Genomic DNA, 24,252 nt, shown 5'->3' with positions numbered 1-24,252 from the left:
GGCAATCTTCGGGCCGTGTCTCTACTGGACGGGCTCCTTTATTGAAGCCGATCTTAGGTTCGCCCGATGAACGGAAAGAATAGGAAACCTCAAATGCATAGTTCAGAGATTTCTAAACTATGGTGGCGAGGTGCGATCTAGACCTGCTGTGATCTTGTAGGAGCGTGGCTTGTCCCGCGATCTGCCGCGCAGCGGCAGTAAAATCAGTCACCTTGGCTGTGTCGGGCAGACCGCGGGACAAGCCACGCTCCTACAGGATGATCAGTCGACAAACATCATCACCTTGCTTTCACCCAACAAAAACGCCTGATTGGCCTCCGTCGTCTCGCGGATGTAATCCCACAACAAGGTAATCCGCTTGAGCTTGCGCAGGTCCTCCCGGCAGTACATCCAGAACTGGCGCGTGATGTTCACCTCGGTTTCCAGCACCGGCAGCAGCCGTGAGTCCTGAGCGGCGAGGAAGCACGGCAGGATCGCCAGTGCGCGGCCTTGCAGGGCGGCGACGTATTGGGCGATGACGCTGGTGCTTCGCAGCGTCGCGTGGGCGCCGGGGAGCAGGTTGCTCAGGTACAAAAGCTCCGAGCTGAACGCCAGGTCGTCGACGTAGCTGATGAAGGGATGATCGACCAGATCGTCGACGTGGGTGATCGGCGCATGGTTGTCCAGGTATTCCTGCGTTGCGTACAGCCGCAGGTTGTAGTCGCACAGTTTGCAGCAGACGTACGGCCCATGTTCCGGCCGCTCGAGGGCGATGACGATATCGGCTTCGCGCTTGGACAGGCTGATGAAGTGCGGCAATGGCAGGATGTCCACCGAAATGGCCGGGTAGGTGTCGGTGAAATGGCTCAGTTGCGGGGTGATGAAGAAGCTGCCGAACCCTTCGGTGCAGCCCATTCGCACGTGACCCGACAACGCGACACCGGAGCCGGAGACCTGCTCGCAGGCGATGTGCAACGTGCTTTCGATGGACTCCGCCGAGCCCAGCAGGCGTTGGCCTTCAGCCGTCAGCACAAAACCGTTGTTGCGCGACTTTTCGAACAGCAGTGTGCCCAGTGATGCCTCCAGCGAGTTGATCCGCCGCGACACGGTGGTGTAATCCACCGCCAGTCGCTTGGCCGCCAGACTGGCCTTGCGCGTGCGGGCTACTTCAAGAAAAAACTTCAGGTCATCCCAGTTCAAAGCGCTCAGGGATGTGATGTTTTTTTGCATGTTGAACCTGCTTTTATGTGCGTTCTTATTAGAAGTTTGCATATCTATACTCCGAAGCATGGCGCAATCCAACGTGTCGTACTGCAAGAATTTCGAGCGTGATGGATACCCAGTGGGAGCCGGCTTGGTGCGGGCCGCGTTCGGACGAATGCGGTGGCTCCGTCAACATCGATGTATCTGACATGACGCTTTCGCCAGCAAGCCGGCTCCCACCGGGATCGTGAACACATTCAAGAGAGGCTAACGCGATTTATAACCGCAGCACCCCACATCGCATAACACCCTGCACAACAATAAATAAGCGGAGGAGTTTATGAAGAACGCTATAACGGCGCACGCTGGTGCACCCGACGCCCGCGCGACCAGCAAAGTCAAATCCTACCGGCTCGCCGGTGCTGCGAGCATGGCGGGCACGACCATCGAGTGGTACGACTTTTTCCTCTACGGCACGGCTGCCGCACTGATCTTCAACAAAATCTTCTTTCCCGCGCTGGACCCGATCATCGGTGTGCTGGCGGCGTTCGCCACCTATGCCGTGGGGTTTCTCGGTCGGCCTTTGGGCGGGATCGTGTTCGGCCACTTTGGCGACCGGATCGGTCGCAAATCCATGCTCCTGTTCACCCTCATGCTCATGGGGATTCCGACCATCATCATCGGCCTGATTCCCACGTATCAGCAGATCGGCTATTGGGCGGCGGTGATCTTGGTGGCGATGCGGTTTTTGCAGGGCATGGCCGTCGGCGGCGAGTGGGGCGGGGCGGTATTGATGGCGGTCGAGCATGCGCCCGAAGGCAAGAAAGGCTTCTACGGCAGCCTGCCGCAAACCGGTGTCGGCGCAGGGTTGGTGCTGGCGTCGCTGGCGATGGCCATGGTCGCAAAATTGCCCGAAGAAGACATGCTCAGTTGGGGCTGGCGCATTCCGTTTCTGGCCAGCGTCGTGCTGCTGGGGGTGGGTTGGCTGATCCGATTGAAAGTCCCGGAATCGCCTGATTTCGAGAAGCTGAAAAAGGACAACGTCGCGGTCAAAGTCCCGCTGTTCAAGGTCTTGCGCGATCACCCCAGAGAGACCCTGACGATCATTGGCGCCCGCACGGCCGAGAATGCCTGGTTCTACATGTCGGTGACGTTCGCCCTGGCCTATGCCGCCAACCAGTTGCAGATCCCGCGCGCCGATGTGCTGGGCGCTATAACAGCGGGTGCTGCGCTGTCGCTGGTGACCATGCCGCTGTGCGGGCACATCTCCGACCGGGTTGGGCAGAAGCGCCTGTATTTCGTGGGCCTGTTGCTGCTGTGCGCGTTCGTCTACCCCTTCTTCGCCATGCTCGGCACCCGCGACCCGGTCTTGGTCTGGTGGGCGATGGTGCTCGCGGTGGGCGTGGTGTTCCCCATTCTGTATGCGCCCGAATCGCTGCTCTTCGCCCGGCAATTCCCGGCAGAAATCCGCTACAGCGGCATCTCGGTCTCGGTGCAACTGGCGGGTGTGCTGGGCGGTGGTTTCGCGCCGATGATCGCCACGCAACTGCTGGCCATGGGCGGCGGCAACCCGCACTACGTGATCGTTTACCTGATTGGCATGGCGCTGATTGCGTTGGTCTGCACGGCGCTGATGAAGCGCGATCCGGCGAGACACCACGCGGGCTGAACATTGAATCCCCGGCGCGCCCTCGCAGCCGCGCCGCTTCGAATGGAGAACATCGAAATGAACGTCTCACTGAACAAAAACACCACCACAGTGGCCCACGTCAAACTGCTGATCGATGGCGAGTGGGTGGAATCGCAGACCCGCGAGTGGCTGGACGTGATCAACCCCGCGACTCAGGAGGTGCTGGCCAAGGTCCCGTTCGCGACCACCGCCGAAGTCGACGCCGCCGTTGCCGCCGCTCAAAGGGCCTTCAAGACCTGGCGTGACACGCCGATTGGCGCGCGCATGCGCATCATGCTCAAGCTGCAGGCATTGATTCGTGAACACTCCAAACGCATCGCCGTGGTCCTCAGTGCCGAGCAGGGCAAGACCATTGCCGACGCTGAAGGCGATATTTTCCGGGGCCTGGAAGTGGTCGAGCACGCGTGCTCCATCGGCACGCTGCAAATGGGCGAGTTCGCCGAAAATGTGGCGGGTGGCGTCGACACTTACACGTTGCGTCAGCCCATCGGCGTTTGCGCGGGCATCACGCCGTTCAACTTCCCGGCGATGATTCCGCTGTGGATGTTCCCGATGGCCATCGCCTGTGGCAACACCTTCGTGCTCAAACCCTCCGAGCAAGACCCGATGTCGACCATGCTGTTGGTGGAACTCGCCGTCGAGGCGGGCGTGCCGGCTGGCGTGCTGAACGTGGTGCACGGCGGCAAGGACGTGGTCGATGCCATCTGCACCCACAAGGACATCAAGGCCGTATCCTTCGTCGGCTCCACCGCAGTGGGCACCCATGTCTATGACCTGGCCGGCAAGCACGGCAAGCGCGTGCAATCGATGATGGGTGCCAAGAACCACGCGGTGGTCCTGCCCGATGCCAATCGCGAGCAGACGCTCAACGCCTTGGTTGGCGCCGGGTTTGGCGCGGCCGGTCAGCGTTGCATGGCGACCTCGGTGGTGGTGATGGTCGGCGCATCGAAGCAGTGGATTCCAGACTTGAAGACGTTGGCGCAGAAGCTCACGGTCAACGCAGGCAACGAGCCGGGCACCGATGTCGGGCCGGTCATTTCCAAGCGCGCCAAACAGCGGATTCTCGACCTGATCGAAAGCGGCGTGAAAGAGGGCGCAACCCTCGAACTGGACGGGCGCGGGATCAAGGTGGCGGGTTACGAGGACGGCAACTTCGTCGGCCCGACCCTGTTTACCGGCGTCACGACCCGGATGCAGATCTACACTCAGGAAATCTTTGGGCCGGTGCTGGTGGTGCTGGAGGTGGACACGCTGGATCAGGCGATCGAACTGGTCAACGCCAACCCGTTTGGTAATGGTGTGGGACTGTTTACCCAGAGCGGGGCGGCGGCGCGAAAATTCCAGAACGAAATCGACATCGGCCAGGTGGGCATCAACATCCCGATTCCGGTGCCGGTTCCGTTTTTCAGCTTCACCGGTTCGCGCGGCTCCAAGCTCGGCGACCTGGGGCCTTACGGCAAACAGGTGGTGCAGTTCTACACTCAGACCAAGACGGTCACCAGCCGCTGGTTCGATGACGACAGCGTGAATGACGGGGTGAACACGACGATCAATTTGCGTTGATGAGACTCGCGGGCGTGCAGTACGTGTAGGAGCGCGCTTGCCCGCCAATGGACATGACAGGCGATAGAGATGTAGCGGGTCTGGATACCCATCGCGGGCAAGGTGGACCGCCACCCCGGTCGCTCATACAAGGAATCGCCTGTTTCCAAGCTCCCGTGGTTTGAATCTGAAAAAGGGAAAACACCATGAAAATCGCATTCATCGGCTTGGGCAATATGGGCGCGCCCATGGCGCGGAATTTGATCCGGGCCGGTCATCAGTTGCACCTGTTCGACCTCAACACACAGGTGCTCGCCGAGCTGGCGGAGCTCGGCAGCCGGATCAGCGAATCGCCCAAACACGCCGTGGAAGGTGCGGAACTGGTAATCACCATGTTGCCCGCCGCTGCCCATGTGCGTGCGGTTTACCTGAATGAAGACGGCGTGCTGGCCGGGATAACGCCCGGCGTGCCGGCCGTGGATTGCAGCACCATCGACCCGCAAACCATTCGTGACGTGGCCGCTGCGGCGGCTCAAAAAGGGGTGGTGGTCGGCGACGCGCCGGTGTCTGGCGGAACGGGTGGCGCACAGGCCGGGACGCTGACGTTCATGGTCGGCGCGAGCCTTGAGCACTTCACGGTGCTCAGACCGATCCTCGCGCAGATGGGGCGCAACATCGTCCATTGCGGTGATGTCGGTACGGGACAGATCGCCAAGATCTGCAACAACATGCTCCTGGGGATTTCCATGATCGGTGTCGCTGAGGCCATGGCACTGGGTGACCGCCTGGGGATCGACACGGCGATTCTGGCGAACATCATCAACAGTTCGACCGGCCGTTGCTGGAGCTCGGAAATGTACAACCCGTGGCCGGGCATCGTCGAAACCGCACCCGCGTCGCGCGGGTATACCGGAGGGTTTGGCGCCGAGCTGATGCTCAAGGATCTGGGGCTGGCGACCGAGGCCGCACGGGTGGCGCATCAGCCGGTGGTCATGGGCGCCGTGGCGCAACAGCTGTATCAGGCGATGAGTTTGCGTGGTGACGGCGGCAAGGATTTCTCGGCGGTGGTTGAGGGGTATCGGAAGAAGGAATAGGCGCACGACCCAAGTGTAGGAGCGCGCTTGCCCGCGATTGCGTTCGTCCAGCCACCTAAATGTCGGCTGACACACTGCAATCGCGGGCAAGCGTGCTCCTACAAAGGTCACATCGAATTGCGCTTATCCACCCCGAGGGCCGTTGTAGTCATTGGCCCACTGCTCTTGCGCCACCATCTGCTGCTTGAACCGCGCGATCTGCTCGACCACGCGAACAGGCGCGGTCCCGCCCCAACCGCTTCGGGCAGCCAGTGCGGCGTCCAGCGTCAGGCTTTCCAGCACCTCAGGCGTCAAGCGCGTGTCGGTCTGCGCGAGCATGGCCGGTGTGAGCTCTTCCAGCCCGATGTCCTGCGCTTCGCACAGTTGCACCAATTGCCCGGTGATCTCGTGGGCTTCCTTGAACGGCACGCCGCGCACGGCCAGCCAGTCAGCGACCTCGGTGGCGAGGGTGAAACCCAACGGGGCCTGACGCAGCAGTTCGTCGGTGCGTACGGTCATGGTCTGGACCATGCCGGCAAAGGCGGGCAGCACCAGATTCAGCGTGTCCATCGCATCGAAAATGGCGTGTTTGTCTTCGCTCAGGTCGCGGTTATACGACAGCGGTTGCGCCTTGAGCACCGACAGAATGGCCGTCAGCGAACCGATCAAACGACCGGACTTGCCCCGCGCCAGCTCGGCGATGTCGGGGTTTTTCTTTTGCGGCATGATCGAGCTGCCGGTGGCGTAGGCGTCATCGAGTTCGACCCAGCGGAACTGGCGCGAGGTCCACAGGCAGAACTCCTCAGCCATGCGCGAAATGTTGATGCCCAGCATGCTGGCGCAGAACAGGAATTCGGCCACGTGATCGCGGCTGGCCACGGCATCGATGGAGTTTTCGCACGGACCGGCATAACCCAGTTCAGCGGCTGAGCTTTGCAGGTCCCGTGCAATGGCCGAACCGGCCATTGCCGCCGCGCCCAAGGGCGAGAGGTTGAAGCGATTGTCCCAATCCTGCAAACGCTGGATGTCACGATGAATCGCTTGTGCGTGCGCCATCAGGTGATGGGCGAAGACGATGGGCTGGGCCTGTTGCAGGTGGGTGAAACCGGGCGCGACGGTGTTGATGTGCTGCTCGGCCTGACCCACCAGGGCCTTTTGCAGATCGAGAATCGACAGCGTCAGAACACGAATCTGATCGCGCAGAAACAGGCGCATGTCGTTGGCGGTCTGGTCGTTGCGTGAACGACCGGCGCGCAGCTTGCCGCCCAACGCGCCCAGGCGTTCGGTCAACAGGCGCTCGATAAAGGTGTGAACGTCTTCGTCCGCCGGAATGGGGTGAACCTTGCCTGCGGCAAAATCTTCGTCGATCGACTGCAGCGCTGCGATGATGCGCCGGGTTTCGTCGGCATCCAGCAGGCCGGCCCGCTCAAGCTCATGGGCGTGCGCCTTGCAACCCGCGACGTCATAAGGCGTCATGCGGAAATAGATGGCGGGCGAGCGTGACAGGTTGGCCATCGCTGGCGCAGGACCGGATTTGAAACGCGCCCCCCACAGACGCTCAGTTGCATCAGACATGTGCATTTCCCTTCGTATACGTGGATTGCTGGCGAACCAGGCGTCGACGACGTCGAAGGATCCTAGGAAAAACCGACCCGAGGGGAAATGTTTCAAATGGCAAGTGGACTTGGCAGAAATGGAAACCTGCGTGAAGTCGCGGCTCAGCAGAGCAACTGTGTGAGCGCATTCATTCGCGAAAAGGCTTCATGCAACAAAGGGGTGTCGCATGTGCCATTGATCGCGAATGAACTCGCTCCCACAGGGTGGTCGGGGCGTCTGAAACGACGATGCTTAACCGGCCAGCAGCGCGTCCAGCTCGCCTCTCTGTTGCAGCAGGGCCATGTCGTCGAAACCGCCGATGTGGCGCTCGCCGATGAAGATCTGCGGCACGGTGCGACGACCGCTGCGCTCCATCATGATGGTGCGCTGTTCCACCGAGGTCTGGACGCTGATCTCGTTGTAGCTCACGCCCTTGGCCTTGAGCAGGCTCTTCGCGGCAGCGCAATACGGGCAGGTGTTGGTGGTGTAAAGAGTGACTTCAGACATGATCATTAAGCTCCGGGGCGGCTGGTAGACGACAGCCTTGGGCGACAAGGACAAGAGCCCGTCAATCGGTTGAGCCCTTGTGATGGTTCCCATGTTATGCCCGGCACCCTGCTTTTCGGCGTCTGAAAGTCGCCACTATGCGACAGATCGTCTAAATAAGACGCAAAAGGCGGGATCAGAACAGGCTCTGTCTCATCAACGGTTCGCTGTGCTGCCTGTTCGAGACGAGCTGGTCGCAACTGGCATTGATGCACGCTTTGATCTTCGCGGACACCTGAGACAGGGTGTGTTTCGGAATGCGCTCGTAGTTCGCCACGGTGCTCATTTCAATGCGCGGCAGTTCAGGCAACAGCGAGCTGTCGATCACCGGCGTTTTTTTGGGAATCAGCGAGCGTTCGCTGACGCCGATGCCTGCGCCGGCATTGATCGCATTGAACACTGAAAAGTTGGAGTCAGAGGTAAAGCTCACGCGCGCCTCGATGCCCGCCATCCTCAACGCATTGACCGAGATCTCGCGACAGATGCAGCCTTCCGGGAAATGCACCAGGGGCAAGGGCTGGCCCGGCTGCATCAACTCTTCTTCACCGATCCAGCTCAATGCTTCATAGCGAATGTGTTCCGAGTTGGCCACGAGTTGACCTTCGGGCGTGGCGATGATCGCCATGTCGAGGTTGCCGTGTTCGATGTCGGTCATCAGCAGCAGTGACGTCTTGCAGGTCACGTTGAGGTGAATGGTCGGTTCCATCGAGTTCAGCGAACGGATGATGTCGTGCAGAAAGAACAGCGAGTAGTCGTCGGGCAGGCCCAGACGCAGTTCGTAGGCATTGACCTTGTCCTTGAGCCTGAACAGGTTGTCGTTCATGGTCAGGATTTTTTCGGCGGTCATCAGCACTTCTTCGCCAATCGGCGTCAGTCTGAAACCGTGATCGCCGCGCACGAAAAGCTGTAGATCGAGCAGCTCTTCCAGCTTTTTGATTTGCATGCTGATGGCCGGTGGCGTCTTGCAAAGGGCGGCGGATGACCGAGTGATGCTGCGGGTTTCGCTGACCGATTTGAAGGTGCGCCAGAGGTTGGTATCAACATCGAAAATTCGAGACATGCTGTTTTTCCTGGAATGGCTGATCCTTGGCGGTTGAAATCAGTCCATTACCCGCGTTTTCTTGTGGTGGCTTGAATGATCGCGCCGGTCTGCGCCGTGCGTTTGGCCGTGTCTGTAAACGCGCTCATGGTGAGCCGTTTACCCGGTGATGTGCAAGTGCTAGCAAGGTCGGAAAACATGACATTCGTCGCGTAAATACCATTCAAGAACAACGCGCGCACATGCACGAACAGGCCGGATTAACCGGCCTGAGCGGTGCAAATGAGAAGCAACTGAAAAGGGGTCAGCCTTGCTCTCGCAACGCGATGCCCAGTGTCTGTAACAGAGGGGTGTTTTCACACGCGAGGTAGGTCGCTTCTGCCGTTTCACTGGTGTTCACGTGTTTGTGCCATTGCCAGACCGGAATGTAGATCGCATCACCCGCCGTCCAGGCGACGTGGGTTTCGCCGATCAGTGAAAAACCCGATCCGGAAGTGATGTACATCAGCGTTTCGTAGTTGTGGCGCTGCAAGTCTGAACCCTGCAACGGGCGCAAAATGCCCACGCTCATGTTCATCGTCCTGGCCGGCAGGCTCACAGGGTGCACCTCGGGTTTGCGCGAATTGATCCGGGAGGCGTTCAGCTTGAGCCGTCCCGATTCGCGTACCGACTCGTGCAACAGGCGTTCATGCCGGTCCAGTGACTCAAGACTGGACGGGATGGGGCTCGACAGAAATCGATGATGGGTCATGATCGTCTCTCACATGTCGTCGAGGAATTCGAGGCGTGCCTGAATCATCAGGAACGCGGCGTGCCTGACCACTTCGAACAGCGTCGGCTTTTCGATGATCAATCGCGAAAGAATAGCCAGCAGGGTGTCGGCATGGCCGTCGTCGCATTCGATGTGCAGGGTGAAGAACTTCAAGTCCTCAAGGGCGACACCCTGTTTGACCAGACCGGTGACGATGTCGCTGTAGAGCGACGGCACGATGGCTTCTGCGCCCAGACACAGCGCGGACAGCCCATAAACGCCTTCCGGCTGCTTGCAGAAATTCATCATCGTGTTGATCAGGCGCTGCGTCGAAGGCCGCGTCGGGAAGGCGTCCAGTTGCAGGTCGAAGTTGAGCAGCATGTCGCGGTAAATCTGTGAATGAGGCGGTTCGCTGACCTCGCCAAATCCCATCTCCTCAAACAGGTTGTCGAGCAGGTGCAGAATGTCTTCGTTGGACTCCAGGTTGGCCATCAACTGACAGATGTAGCGCGTGAAATGCCGGCTGTACTTGCCCTGCTGCACCATGAAGGCTTTCAGCCGGTCGAGCGACGCCAGTCCGTTGCGGCATTCGATCAGAAACGGATGCCGCGAGATCTGGTCGATCATTTCGGCTTTCAGTTGCGCGAGTTCCTGAAGGATGAAGTCGCTGTCGTTCTGATGGGCGTACGGCATGTCGAAGCGTTGGGTCATGTTGTTCATCAAGCGATCCCTCGCAGGGCGGTGGCAGTCGGGGTAGGGACGCAGAGGACATTCAGGCAGGCCTGCTGCAGCTTTTCCAGACCCAGGGTCAGGGTGTGGGCGTCGATGGTCAGAGGTGGCATCAGCTTCAGCACCTCGCTTTGCGGACCGCAGGTTTCCACCAGCAGCCCTTGTTCGAGGCAGGCGCTGACGAGTCGGCTGGCGGTGTCGGGGTCACTGAATTTCAGGCCCATGAACAAGCCGCGTCCCACGACCTGCGCGGTGCCGGGCGAGGTCTGCGCAACCAGCGTTTCCAATGCCGTGCGGATCAGCCGCGAGTACACGCCGATGGTGTCTTGCAGCCGGGTGTCCTGCCAGTAATCCAGTGCCGCGCAGGCCGTGACGAATGCCGGGTTGCTGCCACGAAACGTGCCGTTGTGTTCGCCGGGCGCCCAACAGTCGTGCTCGGGTTTGATCAGCACCAGTGACATGGGCAGTCCGTAACCGCTGATGGATTTCGACAGGCAGACAATGTCCGGCGAGATGCCCGCGGGCTCGAAGCTGAAAAAGCTGCCGGTGCGTCCGCAACCTGCCTGAATGTCATCGATGATCAACAGCGCACCGAGGTCTTTGCACAGCTGCTCGATTCGTTTTAGCCAGTGCGTCGAGGCGCAGTTCAAACCCCCTTCGCCTTGAACGGTTTCGAGGATGATCGCCGCCGGTTTTTCATACCCGCTGCCAGCGGTGCTGTAGAGGGTTGCGATGATGTCGGCGCTGTCGATGTCCGGGCCGAAGAAACCGTCGTACGGCAGGCGCACCACGTTCGACAATTCCACGCCGCCTGCGCCGCGCTTGTCGGCGTTGGCGGTCGCGGCCAGTGCGCCGAGCGAGACGCCGTGAAACGCGTGGGTAAACGCTGCGACAGTGGATCGGCCGGTGGCTTTGCGCGCCAGCTTCAACGCGGCTTCCACGGCATTTGTCCCGGTCGGGCCGGTGAATTGCAGTTTGTAGTGCAGGCCGCGCGGCTTGAGGATCACCTGCTCGAAGCGCTCGATGAACCGGGTTTTTGCGTCGCTGTGAAAGTCCAGCGTGTTGGTCACGCCGTCCTGTTCGATGTACGCCAGCAGCTGTTTCTTCAGGTGCGGATTGTTGTGCCCGTAGTTCAGGGAACCCGCGCCGGCAAAGAAGTCGACATAGCTCAGGCCATGGACATCGGTCAGGGTCGCGCCGCGGCCGGTGGCGAATACCACGTCGCAGTCCCGGCAATAGGAACGTACGTTGGATTCAAGCTGGTAGATGGAGGTCGAGGTGTTCATAGGTTCCGTCCTGTGCGGCGCGTCAGCCTGCATTGCGCATCATGATGTAGTTGCCCAATCCGTTTTCCTGGCCATAAAAGATCGACAGCATGTCTTTGATGTCCAGGTGCAGGACCGTGCATTCCGAGGCCTCTTTGAGCTCATCGCGAAAGCGGATATTCAGGTCCTTGAAGCCCATCTGCACCAGCGCTTTGATGGGCGTGGTCCGGGTGTCGAGGAAGCAGTTGGCAAGCACGTTGTAGTTCTTCTCCTTGAGGCAATGATGCAGCGCGGCTTTCACCAACGCGGCAAAAACGCCGTGGGGATAGGCCGCGAACTTCTGATCGCGGTAGCGCGCAGGGACCATCAGCCTTGCGCACTCGACCAGCGAGCCCTGCGCGACGTGGCGCAGGGCCGTGATGTCGATGAAGTTCTCCACCGGCAGCCCCTGCACACTGTCGATCACCATGCGCATGACGCCGACCGGTTCGCCTTCGCTGCCGGTGGCCAGCAGGTACACCGACGCGGCGTGAAAGCGATCGTTGCGTGGGTCGGTGTTGGTTTCATCCAGCCAGCCGAGTTCTTCTTTGTAGACTTCCTCCCAGATGGCCTGGACCTTGGCCAGATCCGCTTCGGTGCTGGCGATGCAGACCTGATTGATGCGCCGCGTCGGCACCGGGAAATCAAGTGGCAGAGTTGATGTGGTCATAGTGCGAACCCCAGAGTTTGTAGATGTACGAGATGGCGGCGATGGCCAGGATCATGACCGTCGCGGTGATGACGCCCACCGACGTGGCTTCCCAGTACTCGAGCAGCGTGCCCAGCAGCAACGAGCCAACCGGGTTGCCGCCCATGAAGAACAGCATCAGCAGCGCCAGCACTTGCGCCTTGTTGCGCGCGGGGGCGTTTTCCTGAATCAGGGTCTGGCCCATGCTCAGCGCGATGCCGCCCAGAAACCCCCAGCCAAACAGCAGCGTGAGCAGCAGCCAGCGGTTGAAGACGCAGGGCATGACGACCAGGACAAGTGAGGCCAACAGGCAGCTCACGATCAGCGTGCGTTGCTTGCTCTGCACGCCCCCGGCGAGCACCAGCGTGGCGATGGATGCGATCAGCCCGACCATGAACACGATGTTCGCGGTCGCTAGCAGAGAAGCGTCGTAGCCTGGCAGTTGAGACAGGTGCAGCGGCATGACGACGAAGTACGAACCCAGGAAAAACACCCCGATCAGCCCGTTGAGCAACAGCACCGGAAAGATCACCGGGTGATTCACCGAGAAGCGAAACGCCTCGCGGGTTTCGGTCAGCAGGTCCGACTGCGGCTTGGCCAACGTCGTCGTGGAGATCCGCGCCACCGAAACGGAGGCGGTCAGAAACAGCACCGCGAGGAGCAGGAACATCACGCTGACGCCGATCCAGGAGACCAGTCCGCCCAGGGCATAACCCACCACCTGAATACCGAACTCGATGCCAATATTGATCGTGACGATTTTCTGCAACTGCCGCTGGCCGAGCACGTTGAGCCAGGCTTCCCGGGCCGGTGCGCAGAAGGCGCAGAGCACGCCGAACAGCAGCGAGTAGATCAGCACCATCGGATAGCTCAGCGAACCTTGAAAGCACCAGGCCGCGAACAGCAACGCAACCATCGCAGCGATCAGGTAGAGGCGCGTCAGCAGGCGACGCAGCGGGTGACGGTCCGCCAGGTAGCCGCCGTAAATCACCAGCGCCAGCACCGGGAGCATCAGGCACATCTGCGCCACGCCGAACTGAAAGGGCGAGGCATGAAGAACGCTGATCAGCACCCAGGGCAGGAAAATGCTCTGAATGCCCACGCAGATGAACCACAAGCCCGATCCTGTGAGGAACAAACCAATGTCGCGTGTTTCGTGAAGACGGGTTGTCGCGTTCAAGGCACATACCTCGGTGTGGCCCCCGCGTACGAGGGCCGTTGAGCATCAGGCGATGTTGAAGTGCTTCCGGTGTTCGTCCGGGTTGGCCCATTCGCCGTTGAACTCGTAGATCCCGTTGTCGAAGGTCGAGCCGTCGAACCAGTAGTACTTGGGCATGGCGGGCAGCGGTGTGCTGTAAGGCGCGCCTTCCAGGTCGCAGAGCATCAGGGTCGAGCGGCAGAGGATCAGGTAGTGCGAGGCGGTGGGCGCGATGGACAGGATCGGCACGTTGCCGGTGTCCTGCATCCAGCCGTAGATGTCCGGGATGCTCGGGAAACGGGGCTGATAGGACGCCTGCAGCTTGACCAGCTTGTCGACGAGGTCGGGTGTCATCTGCACGTCTTCGGGAATCCCGTAGAAGTCCTCCAGGGTCAGCCCGTCCTTTTCGAACTTGTAGATGTTCGCGCCCCAGCCGACCACCGACGACGCGAGCATGCCTTTGCACTTCTCCGATTTGCGGTAGGCGCGGTGCAGGGCATAGCGTTCGCCGATGCTGTAGAAGTCCATCTGGTCGAGCACCAGGTCGCAGTTCTCCACGAAGGCGTCGGCAGTGTGTTTCTGGATGCCTTCCGGAAAGACTTCGATGGTCACGTCGCCGGCCAGCTTGTGCACCTCTTCGGCGACCACCAGCGCTTTGTTGCGGCCGACGGTGTTCACCGAGGCGCCGAACTGGCGGTTGATGTTGCTGATCTCGAAAGAATCGGGGTCGGCGATCTTGATATGGCGCACGCCCAACCGGGCCAGCCCCAGCGCCACCGCGCCGCCAATGCCGCCTGCGCCTGCCACACCGACCACCGCGTTGGACAGCTTGGCCTGATTGGCGACCTGCTCAAGCACGGTGTTGCCCAGGAAACAGCCGCTTCGGGATACCCGTTCATCGTAGATTTTCTCGTTGAAGACGCCTTCCAGCGTCACGATGCGTGCTTTCTTCAGCATGGTCTTGCTCCTTGATTAATTGCGGCCGCCGCAGAAATTGCAGGTCAGCGCCAGCGGGGTATAGGGTCCGTCGAGGAAAAGTTGAACTTCGCGATACAGTTCAAAACGCTTCTTTTCAAACAACATGGCATGCGTGCCTTTATCAATTAACACCGAGCGCTTACTGGGGGCGTTAGTCAGATGGCTGTATAACCAGTCGGTGTCTTCGCGCGGGGTTAAAACATGGTCGTAATCACCGCGTGTAATGAGCACGGGTACTGTCACTTTGGCCGGGTCCCAATAAGTACCGTGCCAGGCGTCGTAGATGTCTTGAGCGAATCCGCCGGGTACTTTGATCGTGCCTTGTCGGGTGCCGCGCTCTGACAAAGAGTCGCTCGGCCAATGGGTGATGAAGTCGTCTTCCAGCTGCACGTCGGTGCCTTGCGGCCGATCATCGGTGAGCATGGCGAGGCGCTTGTCCATGGGGATTTCATAGAAATTCAGGGCCGGTCGGTCAGCGCTGCCGAACAGGCCTTTGATGACCGCCGGGTCGATGGTGTCGCGGCGCACGATGGGCGAGTTGAAGACCACCTTGTCCAGCTTTTCCGGGTGTGCGGTGACGTAATAGCCCACGGGAATCGCGCCGCGGGAGGTGGCGATGATCGTGAGTTTCCGTGCGCCGCTTTGCTTGAGGATGTAGTCGACGGCCGCGTCCAGCACTGGCACCAGACTCTTGGCATTGCCCACCGGATCGGTGGTGGTGCTGGCGTCCGGCTTGCGCATTTCGGGGTAGTCGTCGGAGCGGCCATAACCGGGCAAGTCCACCACCCACGCATCACGTCCGGAGTTGGCAACATCGCCAGACCAGGAATAACCGTCAATGGGATAACCGGCGGACAACTTGCCGGAAATCGTCGCGCCGTGAACAAATAAAACCACTTGGGATTCTTTGATCATTGCGCGGTGCGGGCCACGGGCTTTGTCCTCCCATAGTGCGATATGAAGCGCAGAGTCCGGCAGTTTGAACGTATGAAGTTTCGAACTTTCCGTGGAGAGGGAAGTTGATGTTTTGACGGGTTCGACTTGTGCGGCAAACGTCAATGTACAGGCGAGTGAAAGCAATAAAGCGGTTGCAGTCCGTTTCATGGAAAGGCGTCCAGGGCGTTAGGTGGGGCAAGACTTTCACGATCCCCGGCCCCTGTCTGTTCACGTTTTTTTAAACGGATTAACTTTTTCTGAATGGGTAATAAACGGCCCGGCCCTTAATCTTGCGTTCAGGGGGAATTTATCCATGAATGCGAGCAAACGATTCAACGACTTACACCGGCCTGACAGCCCACTTTTCGTGATGCCCAACGCGTGGTGCGAGGGGAGTGCGCGTCTGATTGAGCAATTGGGTTATCCGAGTGTGGGGACGACCAGCGCGGGCATTGCCTTTATGCGCGGGTACCGCGACTCGTCGCCAGCCATGGACGACGAAATGAAGTTCGAGGCACTGGACCGCATCGTGCGCGCGGTTCAGATTCCGGTGAGCGCGGACCTTGAAAACGGTCTGGCAAGAACGCCGGAAGGGGTGGAGAGCAATTTCCGACGCATCTCGGACATCGGCTGCGGTGGGGCGTCCATCGAGGACATCGCTGATTACAGCGACCCGAAAGCGCCGGTCTTCTTCAATGTCGAGCAAGCCTGCGAACGGGTCGGCGCGGCGTGTGAAGCGGTGCGCACCCGCAACCCCAACTTCGTCGTGACCGCACGCACCGACTACCTGCTTGGGCAGCACGACTATTCACTGAGTGAAGTCATCAAGCGACTGGCGGCTTTTGAAGCGGCGGGCGCCGATTGCCTGTTCGCGCCAGGGCTGCGCAGCATGGAAGACCTGAAGACCGTGCAGAGCGAGCTGTTCAAACCGCTCAACGTCCTGCCGGCACCGCGCATGACCATTGACCGTTTGCGAGCGGCCGGTATTCAGCGGGTCAGCCTGGGCAGCTCGTTGTTCCGCGCGGCCTATAAGCAGATCTCGATGGTGTTGGCGGAACTGGATCAACTGACCGGGCTGGACTACATGCAGCGGGCGCTGCCGCTGGAGCATCTGGACAGAGTCATGCGTTGACGCGTGGTGGGTCAGTCACTGCCGATGGCACTGACCCACCGTTTTCTTCAGGATGTCGCCCAGACCAAGCTCGTTCCTACAGGCTTGATGTCATCCACGAGGCATCGGACCGACGCGAAACCTGTAGGAGCAGTCGGAGGTTACGAGGGTCTGGGCCGCACTTCGGACGAACGCGGTGGCTCAGTCACCCTTACGATTCAGCCGATCAGGCAAACACGAAATACTTGCGCACGGTTTCCACAACTTCCCACGTGCCTTTCATGCCTGGTTCGATGATGAACTTGTCACCGGCTTTCAGGTGAATCGGGTCTTTCCCTTCCGGGGTGATGATGCAATAGCCTTCCTGGAAGTCGCAGTATTCCCACTTCACGTATTCCACATACCATTTGCCCGGTGTGCAGATCCAGGTGCCCATGATCTTTTCGCCGTCGGCGCTGGTGTAGGCGTTGAGGTTGACCGTGTGCGGGTCGCCGCCGATGCGTTCCCATTTGCAGGCGTCGACGACGGGCAGTGGCGTGGTGTCGCGAAGAACGATGATCGGGTTGCTCATGACAGCTCCAGAAAAGGTGGCGAAAGTTGCGCTCGCACACCTTAGGGGGGCCGTTGTCGCGTCAGTTGTCTGAGCTCGACATCGGTGTGCCCATAAACGCAGTTTCCGGGGCCAGGTGGCGCAACAACGCGTTGATGTATTCAGGCAGTCGCCCGAAATCAGGCGCGCACAGCAACAGCGTACGGTCGGCCCAGCGGTCGCTCAGCGGCACGCTTTTCAGTTGGCCGGCTTGCTGAAAGCGTTCGACGGCGGCCTGGGGCACAACACCCAGACCGGCGCCACGCACCACCATGCGCATCACCCCATCGAAACTCTCCGCGCGCACGCGGGTTTTCAGTCGACGCCCCAGGTGCAGCGCCTGTTCTTCGAGGTAGATCGCCATGGCGCTGTTGACCCCAAGCCCGACGAACTCGTGATGCAGCGTCTGGCTGAAACGCAGGCTGTCGTGACCCGCCAATGAATGGTTCGACGGCATGATCAGCGTCAGCGGGTCAGTGCAGAACGGTACGGTTTGCAGGTCGCTGGCGTCAACGGCGTCGGAAATGATGCCGATGTCCGCCGTGCCATGACGCACCGCATGCAGAATGCGCAGGCTGGGGTGTTCTTCCAGATGGATGTCGATGTTGGGATGACTGGCAAGAAAGTCGGCCAGACGTTCAGGCAGGTGCTCGCTCAGGGCAGAAGTGTTGCACAGCAAGCGGATCTGGCCCTTGAAGCCTTGCGCGTAGTCGGTGAGGTCAGCCTGCAGGCGTTCGACCTGCTGCAGGATCAAGCGTGCATGCTGAGTCAGGGCCTTGCCAGCGGCGGTCGGTGTGACCCCGCGTCGGCCACGTTCGAGCAGCGCGATGCCCAGTGAAGATTCCAGCCCTCGAATCCGTGCGCTGGCCGAGGCCAGAGACAGATGACTGTGCGCGGCGCCGGCCGTGATGTTGCCGGCTGCGGTCACGTTGAGGAAAAGCTTCAGGTCGATCAGGTCGAAGTGCATGGGTTTGCTGCTCAGGAAAGGCGCGCGAAATCACGGACAAACATTGAACCCGGTGGGAACGTCACTCGAAGGTGCAGCACAAGCACGAGGTTCTGTTAAAAGCGAAGGCTGACTCAATATATCGCAGATTTTCAAACCCGGCGGACCGGCGCAGGATGCGCCGATGACGACCTTTTTCTCGCTGTACCAAAACATCGGCTGGGGCCTGACTATTCTGGTGTTGGTCGCCTTCCTGCTGGCGGGCACCGTCAAGGGTGTGATCGGTATGGGCCTGCCCACGGTCGCCATGGGGCTACTGGGCATGGCTATGTTACCGACACAGGCTGCCGCGTTGCTGTTGATTCCTTCGACCTTCACCAATGTCTGGCAACTGGCGGCGGGCGGGCACTTGCGCAGTTCCCTCAAGCGGTTGTGGCCGTTGCTGGTCATGATCGCGGTGGGGACTGGGCTGGGGTCGTATGGATTGGGAATGGGCGGTGCGCATTCGATGGGGCGTGCACTCGGTGGCGCGCTGCTCGTTTATGCACTGTGCGGCCTGTTCCTGCCGCCGCTGAAAGTGCCACCTCGTGCCGAGCCCTGGCTGGGCCCGCTGTGCGGCTTGATCACCGGACTCATCACCTCGGCCACCGGCGTGTTCGTGATTCCCGCCGTGCCTTATATCCAAGGGCTGGGACTGGATCGCAATCAACTGGTGCAGGCGCTGGGCCTGTCTTTCACGGTGTCCAGCCTGGCGTTGGGCGCCGGGCTGTTCTGGAACGGCGCACTGGGCGGCGCGCAAATGAGCGCCTCGCTGTTGGCAGTGGTCCCTGCGCTGATCGGCATGATGCTCGGCCAGTGGCTACGTCAGCGCATCAGCGCCTCGCTGTTCAAGCGCGTTTTTTTCACTGGAATGGCCCTGTTGGGCCTGCATCTGTTAATCAGCGGTTAAATGCCAAGAGCGTATTAAAAATCAACAATGCCGCCTTGATTCGTGCGTTTATGGCAAATGTTTTTTGCCTCAGCCCTGCTTATTTCAGCCCCGTCGAATCGATATCCTTCTGCCCATCCCTATTCCCCCTCTCTTATTACTGACGCTCGAATGCAGTCCTCCTCGGTGAGGGCAGACGGCCGGGCCACGACGAGGCTTTCAATGAAAAAAATCCTGTTCATCAACGGCGGAAAACAATTCGCTCACTCCGAAGGTCGTTACAACGCCACGTTGCATGATGCTGCGTTGGCCTTCACCGACCGCGCCGGCCTTGATGTAAAGCAGACCTTCATCGACGGTGGTTACGACGTCGCCGAAGAAGTGCAGAAATTTCTCTGGGCTGACGTCATCGTCTGGCAGATGCCGGGCTGGTGGATGGGTGCGCCGTGGACTGTGAAAAAGTACATCGACGAGGTGTTCACCGAAGGCCATGGCAGCCTTTACGCAAACGATGGCCGCACCCGCTCCGACCACTCGCAGAAGTACGGCAGCGGTGGTTTGTTGCAGGGCAAGCAGTACATGATTTCCGCGACCTGGAATGCGCCGCAGCAGGCCTTCGACGACCCGACCGATTTCTTCGAAGCCAAGGGCGTGGACGCGGTCTACTTCCCGTTCCACAAGGCGAATCAGTTCCTGGGCATGACCGGTCTGCCGACCTTTCTGGCCGTGGACGTGATGAAAGTGCCGAACATCGAAGCCGACGTGAAACGCTACGAGGCGCATCTGGCCTCGGTCTTTGGGGTCTGATCTGAAGCCGCGTCACCCGTGACACGAACAATGCCCCGACCCTGTTCGGGCCGGGGCGTTGAGCGATCAGGCCGGGTTTTTTACGCTTGGGCGTTCTTGAACCTTCGCTTGCCAGGCCACCAGAGCGGTGCATTCTTCGGGAATGGCGATGGCGGCAAAGCCCGCGAACACCAGCCCGGCGTACACGGTGATGTCGGCCATGGAAAATGCATCACCCGCCACATAAGGCTGGCTGCGCAACACGTCATCGAAGTACCTCATGCCGGCAACGGCTTTCTCGCGCTGACGATTGCCCCACTCGACACGACCTTCCCATTCCGGACTCTTGTACGGTTGCAAACCGGCGCCCAAGCCAGGCGTGGCATGGTGGAAGTAAAAGCCGATAGGGTTTTCCAGTTCGGACTCTGCCCGCCGCTGCATCATGTGGATGATGGCTTTTTCCTTCGGCGTTTTACCGGTGAGGACCGGGTTACCGTCCTGGTTATCGAGGTACTCAGTGATGGCGGTGCATTCAGAGATGTTGGTGCCGTCGTCCAGTTGCAACACGGGCACGGTGCCCAATGGATTGATGGCCAGAAACGCCGGTTGCTTGTGTTCCGCTGCAGGCAGATCGATTGTGATGAACTCAACCTTGGACGCCAGGCCTTTTTCGGCAAGGGCGATCCGGACGCGAAGGGGATTGGGGAAACCGGGAATATCGAAAACTTTCATGCGAGCTCCATAGCTGTCTACCTATCGGTAGGTATACACTGCGCCGAGAGGATTTGAGCTGTCAACGTCTATCTATCGATAGGAAGGTAAATTGTGACGATGGATACCCGGGAAACGATCATGGCGGCTGCCCGAAAAATGGTGCAGACCCGCGGCTATAACGGCTTGAGCTTTCGTGAGCTGGCAAAAGAGGTCGGCATCAAGAGCGCGAGCATTCACTACCATTTCCCCACCAAGGGCGATCTGGGCCAGGCACTCGCCAGGCGATATACCGAAGATGGTCTGGCGTACCTGACGGGATTGCGCGCGGATTCTGACGACCTGAATCTGTGGATGAAGGGCTACACCGAGATTTTTCGTATGGCGTTGGTCAACGACAATCGCATGTGCCTGTGCGGAATCATGGCCGCCGAGTACGACGACTTGCCCCCAGAAGTTCGGGCTGAGGTGGACGCCTTCACCGACGTCAACGTGCGCTGGCTGAGTGACGTGTTGTCCATTTGCCGCCCTCAACTTTCGGATGACGAAAAACAGCAGCAGGCGTTGGCGATCTATGCCGCTGTGGAGGGCGCGCAACTGGTTGCACGTGGACGCGATGACATCAGTGTGTTTGATGCCACCGTTCAGGCATACCGGTCAGCAGGGCTGTTGCCTTGACGGTTTCGGTTTGATGGGAGTGGCGTGAATGTAGTTCGCTGAAAGGGATGTCATGCGTCGCGTGGCTTTTGCGAAAAACGAGGCTAATCTGCAGTCTGTTTTGAGCGGAGGACAACAGTGAAAGCCAGATCCGATGAGTTACAGGTGTTCGTGTCGGTTATCGAAAGCGGCTCTATTTCGGCCGCTGCCGAGCAGATTGGCCAGACGCCTTCGGCCATCAGTCGCACCTTGTCGCGACTGGAGGCCAAGCTCGACACCACGCTGATCAACCGCACGACACGCCGCATGGACCTGACCGAGGAAGGCAAGTTTTTCCTGGAACGGGCCAAGCAGATCCTGGGGCAGATGGAAGAGCTGGAAGAGCGCATGTCGCATCGGCAGCAGACGCCCTCCGGGCGTTTGCGGATCAACGCGGCGTCGCCGTTCATGCTGCATTCCATCGTCCCGTACGTAGCTGAGTTCCGCTCGTTGTACCCGGACATTCAGCTGGAACTGAACAGCAACGACCTGATCATCGACCTGCTGGAACAAAGCACGGACGTGGCGATACGCATCGGCACGCTGGCGGACTCGACGCTGCACGCGCGTTCTCTGGGCACCAGCCCGTTGAACATCCTCGCCAGTCCCGATTACCTGAAGGAACACGGCACGCCCAAGACCGTTGAAGCGTTGAGCGGACATTCCTTATTGGGGTTCACCCAGACCGAAACGTTGAACCACTGGCCGCTGCGCCATGGGGATGGCGATCGCCTGTTCATTCACCCGACCGTGTCCGCGTCCAGCGGCGAAACGTTGCGCCAGTTGGCCTTGGCAGGCGAGGGCATCGTCTGCCTGTCGCACTTCATGACCCATGAGGACATCCGCTCGGGACGCCTGAAGGTCATTCTGCCGCACGCCAACAGCGGCTATCGCCAGCCGATTCACGCGGTGTATTACCGCAACTCGCAACTGGCGCTGAGGATTCAGTGTTTTCTGGATTTCATTCAGCAGAAGCTGGCGAATTATGCGGCGTAAGGTTTCGTCGAGACAGGGCGGGGCAAACGCGATCCTGTGGGAGCGACTTGAACCGGCGATCATGCGCTTCAAATCCCACTGAACTCCGCCCTCAACATCTCCACGAACGCTTCACGTGCGGGGTGATGCTCGGCGTTTTCGTGCCAGTAGAACAGGTTGTCGATGGAGGTCAGCTCCGGGAATTCATAGCCGACCCAGCCCGAGCCTTTGTGGTATTGCTCGAACACGCCCTTGGGCACCAGCGCGACGCCCGCGCCGGCACTGACGCAACCGACGATGGTGCCGTAGCTGGCGATGCTGATGATCGGCTGGGTCTGCCCGTTGTTCAGCAACCAGCGTTCGAGCGCCGCGCGATAAGGGCAACCCTCCGGCCACATGAAAATCGACTTGCCTTGCAGGTCCGCCGCGCTGCGAATCGGTCCCAGGGATTCGGCGGCAATCAACACCAGGTCCTCGCGGTACATCGACGTTCGCTTAAGCCGTGGCCGTTTGACGTCGATGGCGACAATCGCGCCGTCGAGCTTGTGGTTCACCGTGGCCTCCAGCAATTGCGGGCCTGTGCCGGTGGTCAATTCAAGTGACACGTCCGGGTAACGCGCGTGAAAGCGTGCAAGCAATCGAGGCAAGCGTGACGTGGCGGACGATTCGATGGCGCCGATTCGCAACGGCCCGGACGGCGCGGCATCCGGGTGCACCGCGCGCTTGGCTTCTTCGGCGAGGCTGAGCATGCGGCCCGCGTACGTCAGGAAGATTTCCCCCGCCGGGCTGATGCGCAGCCCGCGACCATGGCGGAAAAACAATTCGGTCCCCAGTTCGCTTTCCAGCGCCTTGACGCGCGCGGTGATGTTCGACGGTACGCAATGCAGCACCTGGGCGGCACGCGCGATGCTGCCGGTGTCGGCGACGGTCTTGAACATACGAATCTGGGCCAGTTCCATGCATCACCTAAAGTGAACGGTTGAGTCATTATTGTTCGGTTGTGGTGAGCATAAGTTGTTTCGATACTCGCAGCCAAGCGCGGGCAAAACGCTCGCGGACGGGAGCATCGACATGAGCGTGGTGAGTGAACCGGTTGCAGGCGTGAGCGGTTCTGACGGTTCGGGTGTGCGTTGGCAGGGGCTCAAAGTGGCGCTGGCGACGTTTTTCGTGGTGGCCTGCTGGGGCTTTTCGCCGACCGGAATTCGCATCGGCTTACAGGGGTATGACCCCGGCCATCTGGCCCTGCTGCGCTTTATCATTGCTTCGGTCTTCATGGCGATCATCGCCTCTTCACTGCGCATCTCCCTGCCGCGCCTTAAAGACCTTCCGCTGCTGGGTGTGCTCGGCTTCTTCGCCGTCAGCTTGCACCACATTGCCCTGAACTTCGGTCAGGCCGGTGTCACGGCGGGCGCGTCCAGCGTGTTGATTCAGTCGATGCCGCTGTTCACCGCACTGCTTGCGCACTTTGTGTTCAAGGAACGCGTCAGCGCCTGGCGCTGGACCTGCGTGGCGTGGGGGCTGGTGGGCGTCGCGATTGTCATCACCGGTGACCGTGGGTTTGGGCACATTGATGTGCGCGGGCTGCTGGTCTTGCTCGCGGCGTTTTCCTGGAGCGTGTATTTCTCGCTGCAAAAGCGTTACAGCCACCGTTATGACGGCCTGACCATGGTCTGTTACACCGTCTGGGCAGGGACGTTTTTCTTATTGATTTACCTGCCCGGGCTCATGGGCGAAATCGTCAATGCGCCGTTACGGGTGAACATCGCCGTGGGAGTTTTGGGGTTTTTCCCCAGTGCGCTGGCGTACCTGGCGTGGGCGTATGTGCTCAAACACATGGACGTCAGCCGCGCGTCGATGAGCCTGTACCTGACCCCGCCCATGGCGATCGCCATTGCCTCGGTGCTGCTGGGTGAAATGCCCTCGGCAATGGTGATCGTGGGGTCGTTGGTGGTACTGAGCAGCGTGCTGGCGCTGAACCTGCGGCGGGAGCGGGTGACACCTGTCCCGGTTCTCCAGGCGAATCGATGAGCGCTGTCGGAGGTGGCGACGGTGGCAGATGCGGTGTGTCAGAAAGGCCGCTTTCGCCACCGTCGTAACCTCCGGCAGCTCCTACAGGATTTGCAGTGCCTGCAGGATGGGCAGTGCATACCGGAAGCGAACGGCGCCCGATGGCTGAGTGTGATTCGTGATCTGCAGGCAATAGTCATTTGGCCTGACCTGCCTTTTTCGTAATGAATCACGCGCCGATACTGAGTCCA

24 protein-coding genes are annotated in these 24,252 nt (G+C 60.0%); 9 read left to right on the top strand and 15 right to left on the bottom strand.

Annotation, left to right across the window (positions count from 1 at the left end; all coding sequences use genetic code 11):
- Positions 1-261: 261 nt before the first annotated feature.
- Positions 262-1,209, bottom strand: coding sequence for a LysR family transcriptional regulator (locus BLS87_RS23415; RefSeq protein WP_143024466.1), 948 nt, complete (start codon positions 1,207-1,209; stop codon positions 262-264).
- Between the two features lie 313 nt (positions 1,210-1,522).
- On the opposite strand from BLS87_RS23415, the gene BLS87_RS23410 reads away from it, so the two are divergent.
- The 3 genes from BLS87_RS23410 to mmsB all read left to right on the top strand — a co-directional run bounded on the left by BLS87_RS23410 (position 1,523) and on the right by mmsB (position 5,508).
- Positions 1,523-2,851, top strand: a complete 1,329-nt coding sequence (locus tag BLS87_RS23410) for an MFS transporter (RefSeq protein ID WP_074756127.1) — start codon at positions 1,523-1,525, stop codon at positions 2,849-2,851.
- 57 nt (positions 2,852-2,908) lie between these two features.
- Positions 2,909-4,435, top strand: coding sequence for a CoA-acylating methylmalonate-semialdehyde dehydrogenase (locus BLS87_RS23405; RefSeq protein ID WP_074756176.1), 1,527 nt, complete (start codon positions 2,909-2,911; stop codon positions 4,433-4,435).
- A 185-nt stretch (positions 4,436-4,620) separates the two neighbouring features.
- Positions 4,621-5,508: a 3-hydroxyisobutyrate dehydrogenase gene (gene mmsB, locus BLS87_RS23400; protein WP_074756125.1), complete on the top strand. Its 888-nt coding sequence runs from the start codon at positions 4,621-4,623 to the stop codon at positions 5,506-5,508.
- Positions 5,509-5,631: 123 nt separating this feature from the next.
- On the opposite strand, the gene argH is transcribed toward mmsB, so the two are convergent.
- The 10 genes from argH to BLS87_RS23350 form a co-directional block, all read right to left on the bottom strand.
- On the bottom strand, positions 5,632-7,062 hold the full coding sequence (argH, locus tag BLS87_RS23395; RefSeq protein ID WP_074756123.1) for an argininosuccinate lyase: 1,431 nt from the start codon (positions 7,060-7,062) through the stop codon (positions 5,632-5,634).
- Positions 7,063-7,335: 273 nt separating this feature from the next.
- Positions 7,336-7,590 carry a glutaredoxin 3 gene (grxC, locus tag BLS87_RS23390; protein ID WP_074756174.1) on the bottom strand — a complete coding sequence of 85 codons (255 nt, stop codon included), beginning with the start codon at positions 7,588-7,590 and terminating at the stop codon, positions 7,336-7,338.
- A gap of 175 nt (positions 7,591-7,765) precedes the next feature.
- On the bottom strand, positions 7,766-8,689 hold the full coding sequence (locus tag BLS87_RS23385; RefSeq protein ID WP_074756121.1) for a LysR family transcriptional regulator: 924 nt from the start codon (positions 8,687-8,689) through the stop codon (positions 7,766-7,768).
- A 283-nt stretch (positions 8,690-8,972) separates the two neighbouring features.
- Positions 8,973-9,419 (bottom strand): cupin domain-containing protein, encoded by a 447-nt coding sequence (locus BLS87_RS23380; RefSeq protein WP_074756119.1) that lies wholly within the window; start codon positions 9,417-9,419, stop codon positions 8,973-8,975.
- A 9-nt stretch (positions 9,420-9,428) separates the two neighbouring features.
- Positions 9,429-10,139: an iron-containing redox enzyme family protein gene (locus BLS87_RS23375; protein ID WP_083370745.1), complete on the bottom strand. Its 711-nt coding sequence runs from the start codon at positions 10,137-10,139 to the stop codon at positions 9,429-9,431.
- Complete coding sequence (gene ectB / locus BLS87_RS23370; protein ID WP_074756117.1) at positions 10,139-11,434, bottom strand: diaminobutyrate--2-oxoglutarate transaminase; 1,296 nt, start codon at positions 11,432-11,434, stop codon at positions 10,139-10,141. The genes BLS87_RS23375 and ectB overlap by 1 nt, the downstream gene beginning before the upstream one ends.
- 22 nt (positions 11,435-11,456) lie before the next feature.
- On the bottom strand, positions 11,457-12,122 hold the full coding sequence (locus BLS87_RS23365; protein ID WP_074756115.1) for a GNAT family N-acyltransferase: 666 nt from the start codon (positions 12,120-12,122) through the stop codon (positions 11,457-11,459).
- A complete protein-coding gene (locus tag BLS87_RS23360; RefSeq protein WP_074756113.1) occupies positions 12,097-13,320 on the bottom strand; it encodes an MFS transporter in 1,224 nt (407 codons plus the stop codon). The genes BLS87_RS23365 and BLS87_RS23360 overlap by 26 nt, the downstream gene beginning before the upstream one ends.
- Positions 13,321-13,365: 45 nt before the next feature.
- Positions 13,366-14,295: a ThiF family adenylyltransferase gene (locus tag BLS87_RS23355; protein WP_074756111.1), complete on the bottom strand. Its 930-nt coding sequence runs from the start codon at positions 14,293-14,295 to the stop codon at positions 13,366-13,368.
- Positions 14,296-14,310: 15 nt separating this feature from the next.
- A complete protein-coding gene (locus BLS87_RS23350) occupies positions 14,311-15,420 on the bottom strand; it encodes an alpha/beta hydrolase (RefSeq protein WP_143024465.1) in 1,110 nt (369 codons plus the stop codon).
- A gap of 145 nt (positions 15,421-15,565) precedes the next feature.
- Here BLS87_RS23350 and BLS87_RS23345 point away from each other — a divergent pair, with 145 nt between their 5' ends.
- A complete protein-coding gene (locus BLS87_RS23345) occupies positions 15,566-16,384 on the top strand; it encodes an isocitrate lyase/PEP mutase family protein (protein ID WP_074756109.1) in 819 nt (272 codons plus the stop codon).
- Positions 16,385-16,589: 205 nt separating this feature from the next.
- Here the strand turns inward: BLS87_RS23345 and BLS87_RS23340 are convergent, their stop codons facing one another.
- Positions 16,590-16,934, bottom strand: coding sequence for a cupin domain-containing protein (locus tag BLS87_RS23340; protein ID WP_074756107.1), 345 nt, complete (start codon positions 16,932-16,934; stop codon positions 16,590-16,592).
- Positions 16,935-16,995: 61 nt separating this feature from the next.
- On the bottom strand, positions 16,996-17,919 hold the full coding sequence (locus BLS87_RS23335) for a LysR family transcriptional regulator (RefSeq protein WP_074756105.1): 924 nt from the start codon (positions 17,917-17,919) through the stop codon (positions 16,996-16,998).
- Positions 17,920-18,082: 163 nt separating this feature from the next.
- On the opposite strand from BLS87_RS23335, the gene BLS87_RS23330 reads away from it, so the two are divergent.
- Positions 18,083-18,847 carry a sulfite exporter TauE/SafE family protein gene (locus BLS87_RS23330; RefSeq protein WP_074756103.1) on the top strand — a complete coding sequence of 255 codons (765 nt, stop codon included), beginning with the start codon at positions 18,083-18,085 and terminating at the stop codon, positions 18,845-18,847.
- A gap of 201 nt (positions 18,848-19,048) precedes the next feature.
- Positions 19,049-19,633 carry an NADPH:quinone oxidoreductase MdaB gene (gene mdaB / locus BLS87_RS23325; protein ID WP_074756101.1) on the top strand — a complete coding sequence of 195 codons (585 nt, stop codon included), beginning with the start codon at positions 19,049-19,051 and terminating at the stop codon, positions 19,631-19,633.
- Positions 19,634-19,699: 66 nt separating this feature from the next.
- Here mdaB and BLS87_RS23320 read toward each other — a convergent pair whose 3' ends face one another.
- Positions 19,700-20,344: a glutathione S-transferase family protein gene (locus BLS87_RS23320; protein WP_074756099.1), complete on the bottom strand. Its 645-nt coding sequence runs from the start codon at positions 20,342-20,344 to the stop codon at positions 19,700-19,702.
- A 120-nt stretch (positions 20,345-20,464) separates the two neighbouring features.
- Here BLS87_RS23320 and BLS87_RS23315 point away from each other — a divergent pair, with 120 nt between their 5' ends.
- Positions 20,465-21,001: a TetR/AcrR family transcriptional regulator gene (locus tag BLS87_RS23315; protein WP_143024464.1), complete on the top strand. Its 537-nt coding sequence runs from the start codon at positions 20,465-20,467 to the stop codon at positions 20,999-21,001.
- 117 nt (positions 21,002-21,118) lie between these two features.
- A complete protein-coding gene (locus BLS87_RS23310) occupies positions 21,119-22,015 on the top strand; it encodes a LysR family transcriptional regulator (protein ID WP_074756095.1) in 897 nt (298 codons plus the stop codon).
- A 68-nt stretch (positions 22,016-22,083) separates the two neighbouring features.
- On the opposite strand, the gene BLS87_RS23305 is transcribed toward BLS87_RS23310, so the two are convergent.
- Positions 22,084-22,953 carry a LysR family transcriptional regulator gene (locus tag BLS87_RS23305; protein ID WP_074756093.1) on the bottom strand — a complete coding sequence of 290 codons (870 nt, stop codon included), beginning with the start codon at positions 22,951-22,953 and terminating at the stop codon, positions 22,084-22,086.
- 112 nt (positions 22,954-23,065) lie between these two features.
- On the opposite strand from BLS87_RS23305, the gene BLS87_RS23300 reads away from it, so the two are divergent.
- On the top strand, positions 23,066-24,022 hold the full coding sequence (locus BLS87_RS23300) for a DMT family transporter (protein WP_083370744.1): 957 nt from the start codon (positions 23,066-23,068) through the stop codon (positions 24,020-24,022).
- Positions 24,023-24,252 lie beyond the last annotated feature (230 nt).

It is taken from the genome of Pseudomonas abietaniphila, from assembly GCF_900100795.1.
GTDB lineage: Bacteria > Pseudomonadota > Gammaproteobacteria > Pseudomonadales > Pseudomonadaceae > Aquipseudomonas > Aquipseudomonas abietaniphila.
The sequence above is the reverse complement of the archived record's forward strand: the minus strand, read 5'-3'. Positions and strand labels throughout refer to the sequence as shown.

Coding starts and splice junctions, on each gene's coding strand:
- BLS87_RS23415 (WP_143024466.1), bottom strand. CDS start 1,209: ATGCAAAAAAACATCACATCCCTGAGCGCTTTGAACTGGGATGACCTG.
- BLS87_RS23410 (WP_074756127.1), top strand. CDS start 1,523: ATGAAGAACGCTATAACGGCGCACGCTGGTGCACCCGACGCCCGCGCG.
- BLS87_RS23405 (WP_074756176.1), top strand. CDS start 2,909: ATGAACGTCTCACTGAACAAAAACACCACCACAGTGGCCCACGTCAAA.
- mmsB (WP_074756125.1), top strand. CDS start 4,621: ATGAAAATCGCATTCATCGGCTTGGGCAATATGGGCGCGCCCATGGCG.
- argH (WP_074756123.1), bottom strand. CDS start 7,062: ATGTCTGATGCAACTGAGCGTCTGTGGGGGGCGCGTTTCAAATCCGGT.
- grxC (WP_074756174.1), bottom strand. CDS start 7,590: ATGTCTGAAGTCACTCTTTACACCACCAACACCTGCCCGTATTGCGCT.
- BLS87_RS23385 (WP_074756121.1), bottom strand. CDS start 8,689: ATGTCTCGAATTTTCGATGTTGATACCAACCTCTGGCGCACCTTCAAA.
- BLS87_RS23380 (WP_074756119.1), bottom strand. CDS start 9,419: ATGACCCATCATCGATTTCTGTCGAGCCCCATCCCGTCCAGTCTTGAG.
- BLS87_RS23375 (WP_083370745.1), bottom strand. CDS start 10,139: ATGAACAACATGACCCAACGCTTCGACATGCCGTACGCCCATCAGAAC.
- ectB (WP_074756117.1), bottom strand. CDS start 11,434: ATGAACACCTCGACCTCCATCTACCAGCTTGAATCCAACGTACGTTCC.
- BLS87_RS23365 (WP_074756115.1), bottom strand. CDS start 12,122: ATGACCACATCAACTCTGCCACTTGATTTCCCGGTGCCGACGCGGCGC.
- BLS87_RS23355 (WP_074756111.1), bottom strand. CDS start 14,295: ATGCTGAAGAAAGCACGCATCGTGACGCTGGAAGGCGTCTTCAACGAG.
- BLS87_RS23350 (WP_143024465.1), bottom strand. CDS start 15,420: ATGAAACGGACTGCAACCGCTTTATTGCTTTCACTCGCCTGTACATTG.
- BLS87_RS23345 (WP_074756109.1), top strand. CDS start 15,566: ATGAATGCGAGCAAACGATTCAACGACTTACACCGGCCTGACAGCCCA.
- BLS87_RS23340 (WP_074756107.1), bottom strand. CDS start 16,934: ATGAGCAACCCGATCATCGTTCTTCGCGACACCACGCCACTGCCCGTC.
- BLS87_RS23335 (WP_074756105.1), bottom strand. CDS start 17,919: ATGCACTTCGACCTGATCGACCTGAAGCTTTTCCTCAACGTGACCGCA.
- BLS87_RS23330 (WP_074756103.1), top strand. CDS start 18,083: ATGACGACCTTTTTCTCGCTGTACCAAAACATCGGCTGGGGCCTGACT.
- mdaB (WP_074756101.1), top strand. CDS start 19,049: ATGAAAAAAATCCTGTTCATCAACGGCGGAAAACAATTCGCTCACTCC.
- BLS87_RS23320 (WP_074756099.1), bottom strand. CDS start 20,344: ATGAAAGTTTTCGATATTCCCGGTTTCCCCAATCCCCTTCGCGTCCGG.
- BLS87_RS23315 (WP_143024464.1), top strand. CDS start 20,465: ATGGCGGCTGCCCGAAAAATGGTGCAGACCCGCGGCTATAACGGCTTG.
- BLS87_RS23305 (WP_074756093.1), bottom strand. CDS start 22,953: ATGGAACTGGCCCAGATTCGTATGTTCAAGACCGTCGCCGACACCGGC.
- BLS87_RS23300 (WP_083370744.1), top strand. CDS start 23,066: ATGAGCGTGGTGAGTGAACCGGTTGCAGGCGTGAGCGGTTCTGACGGT.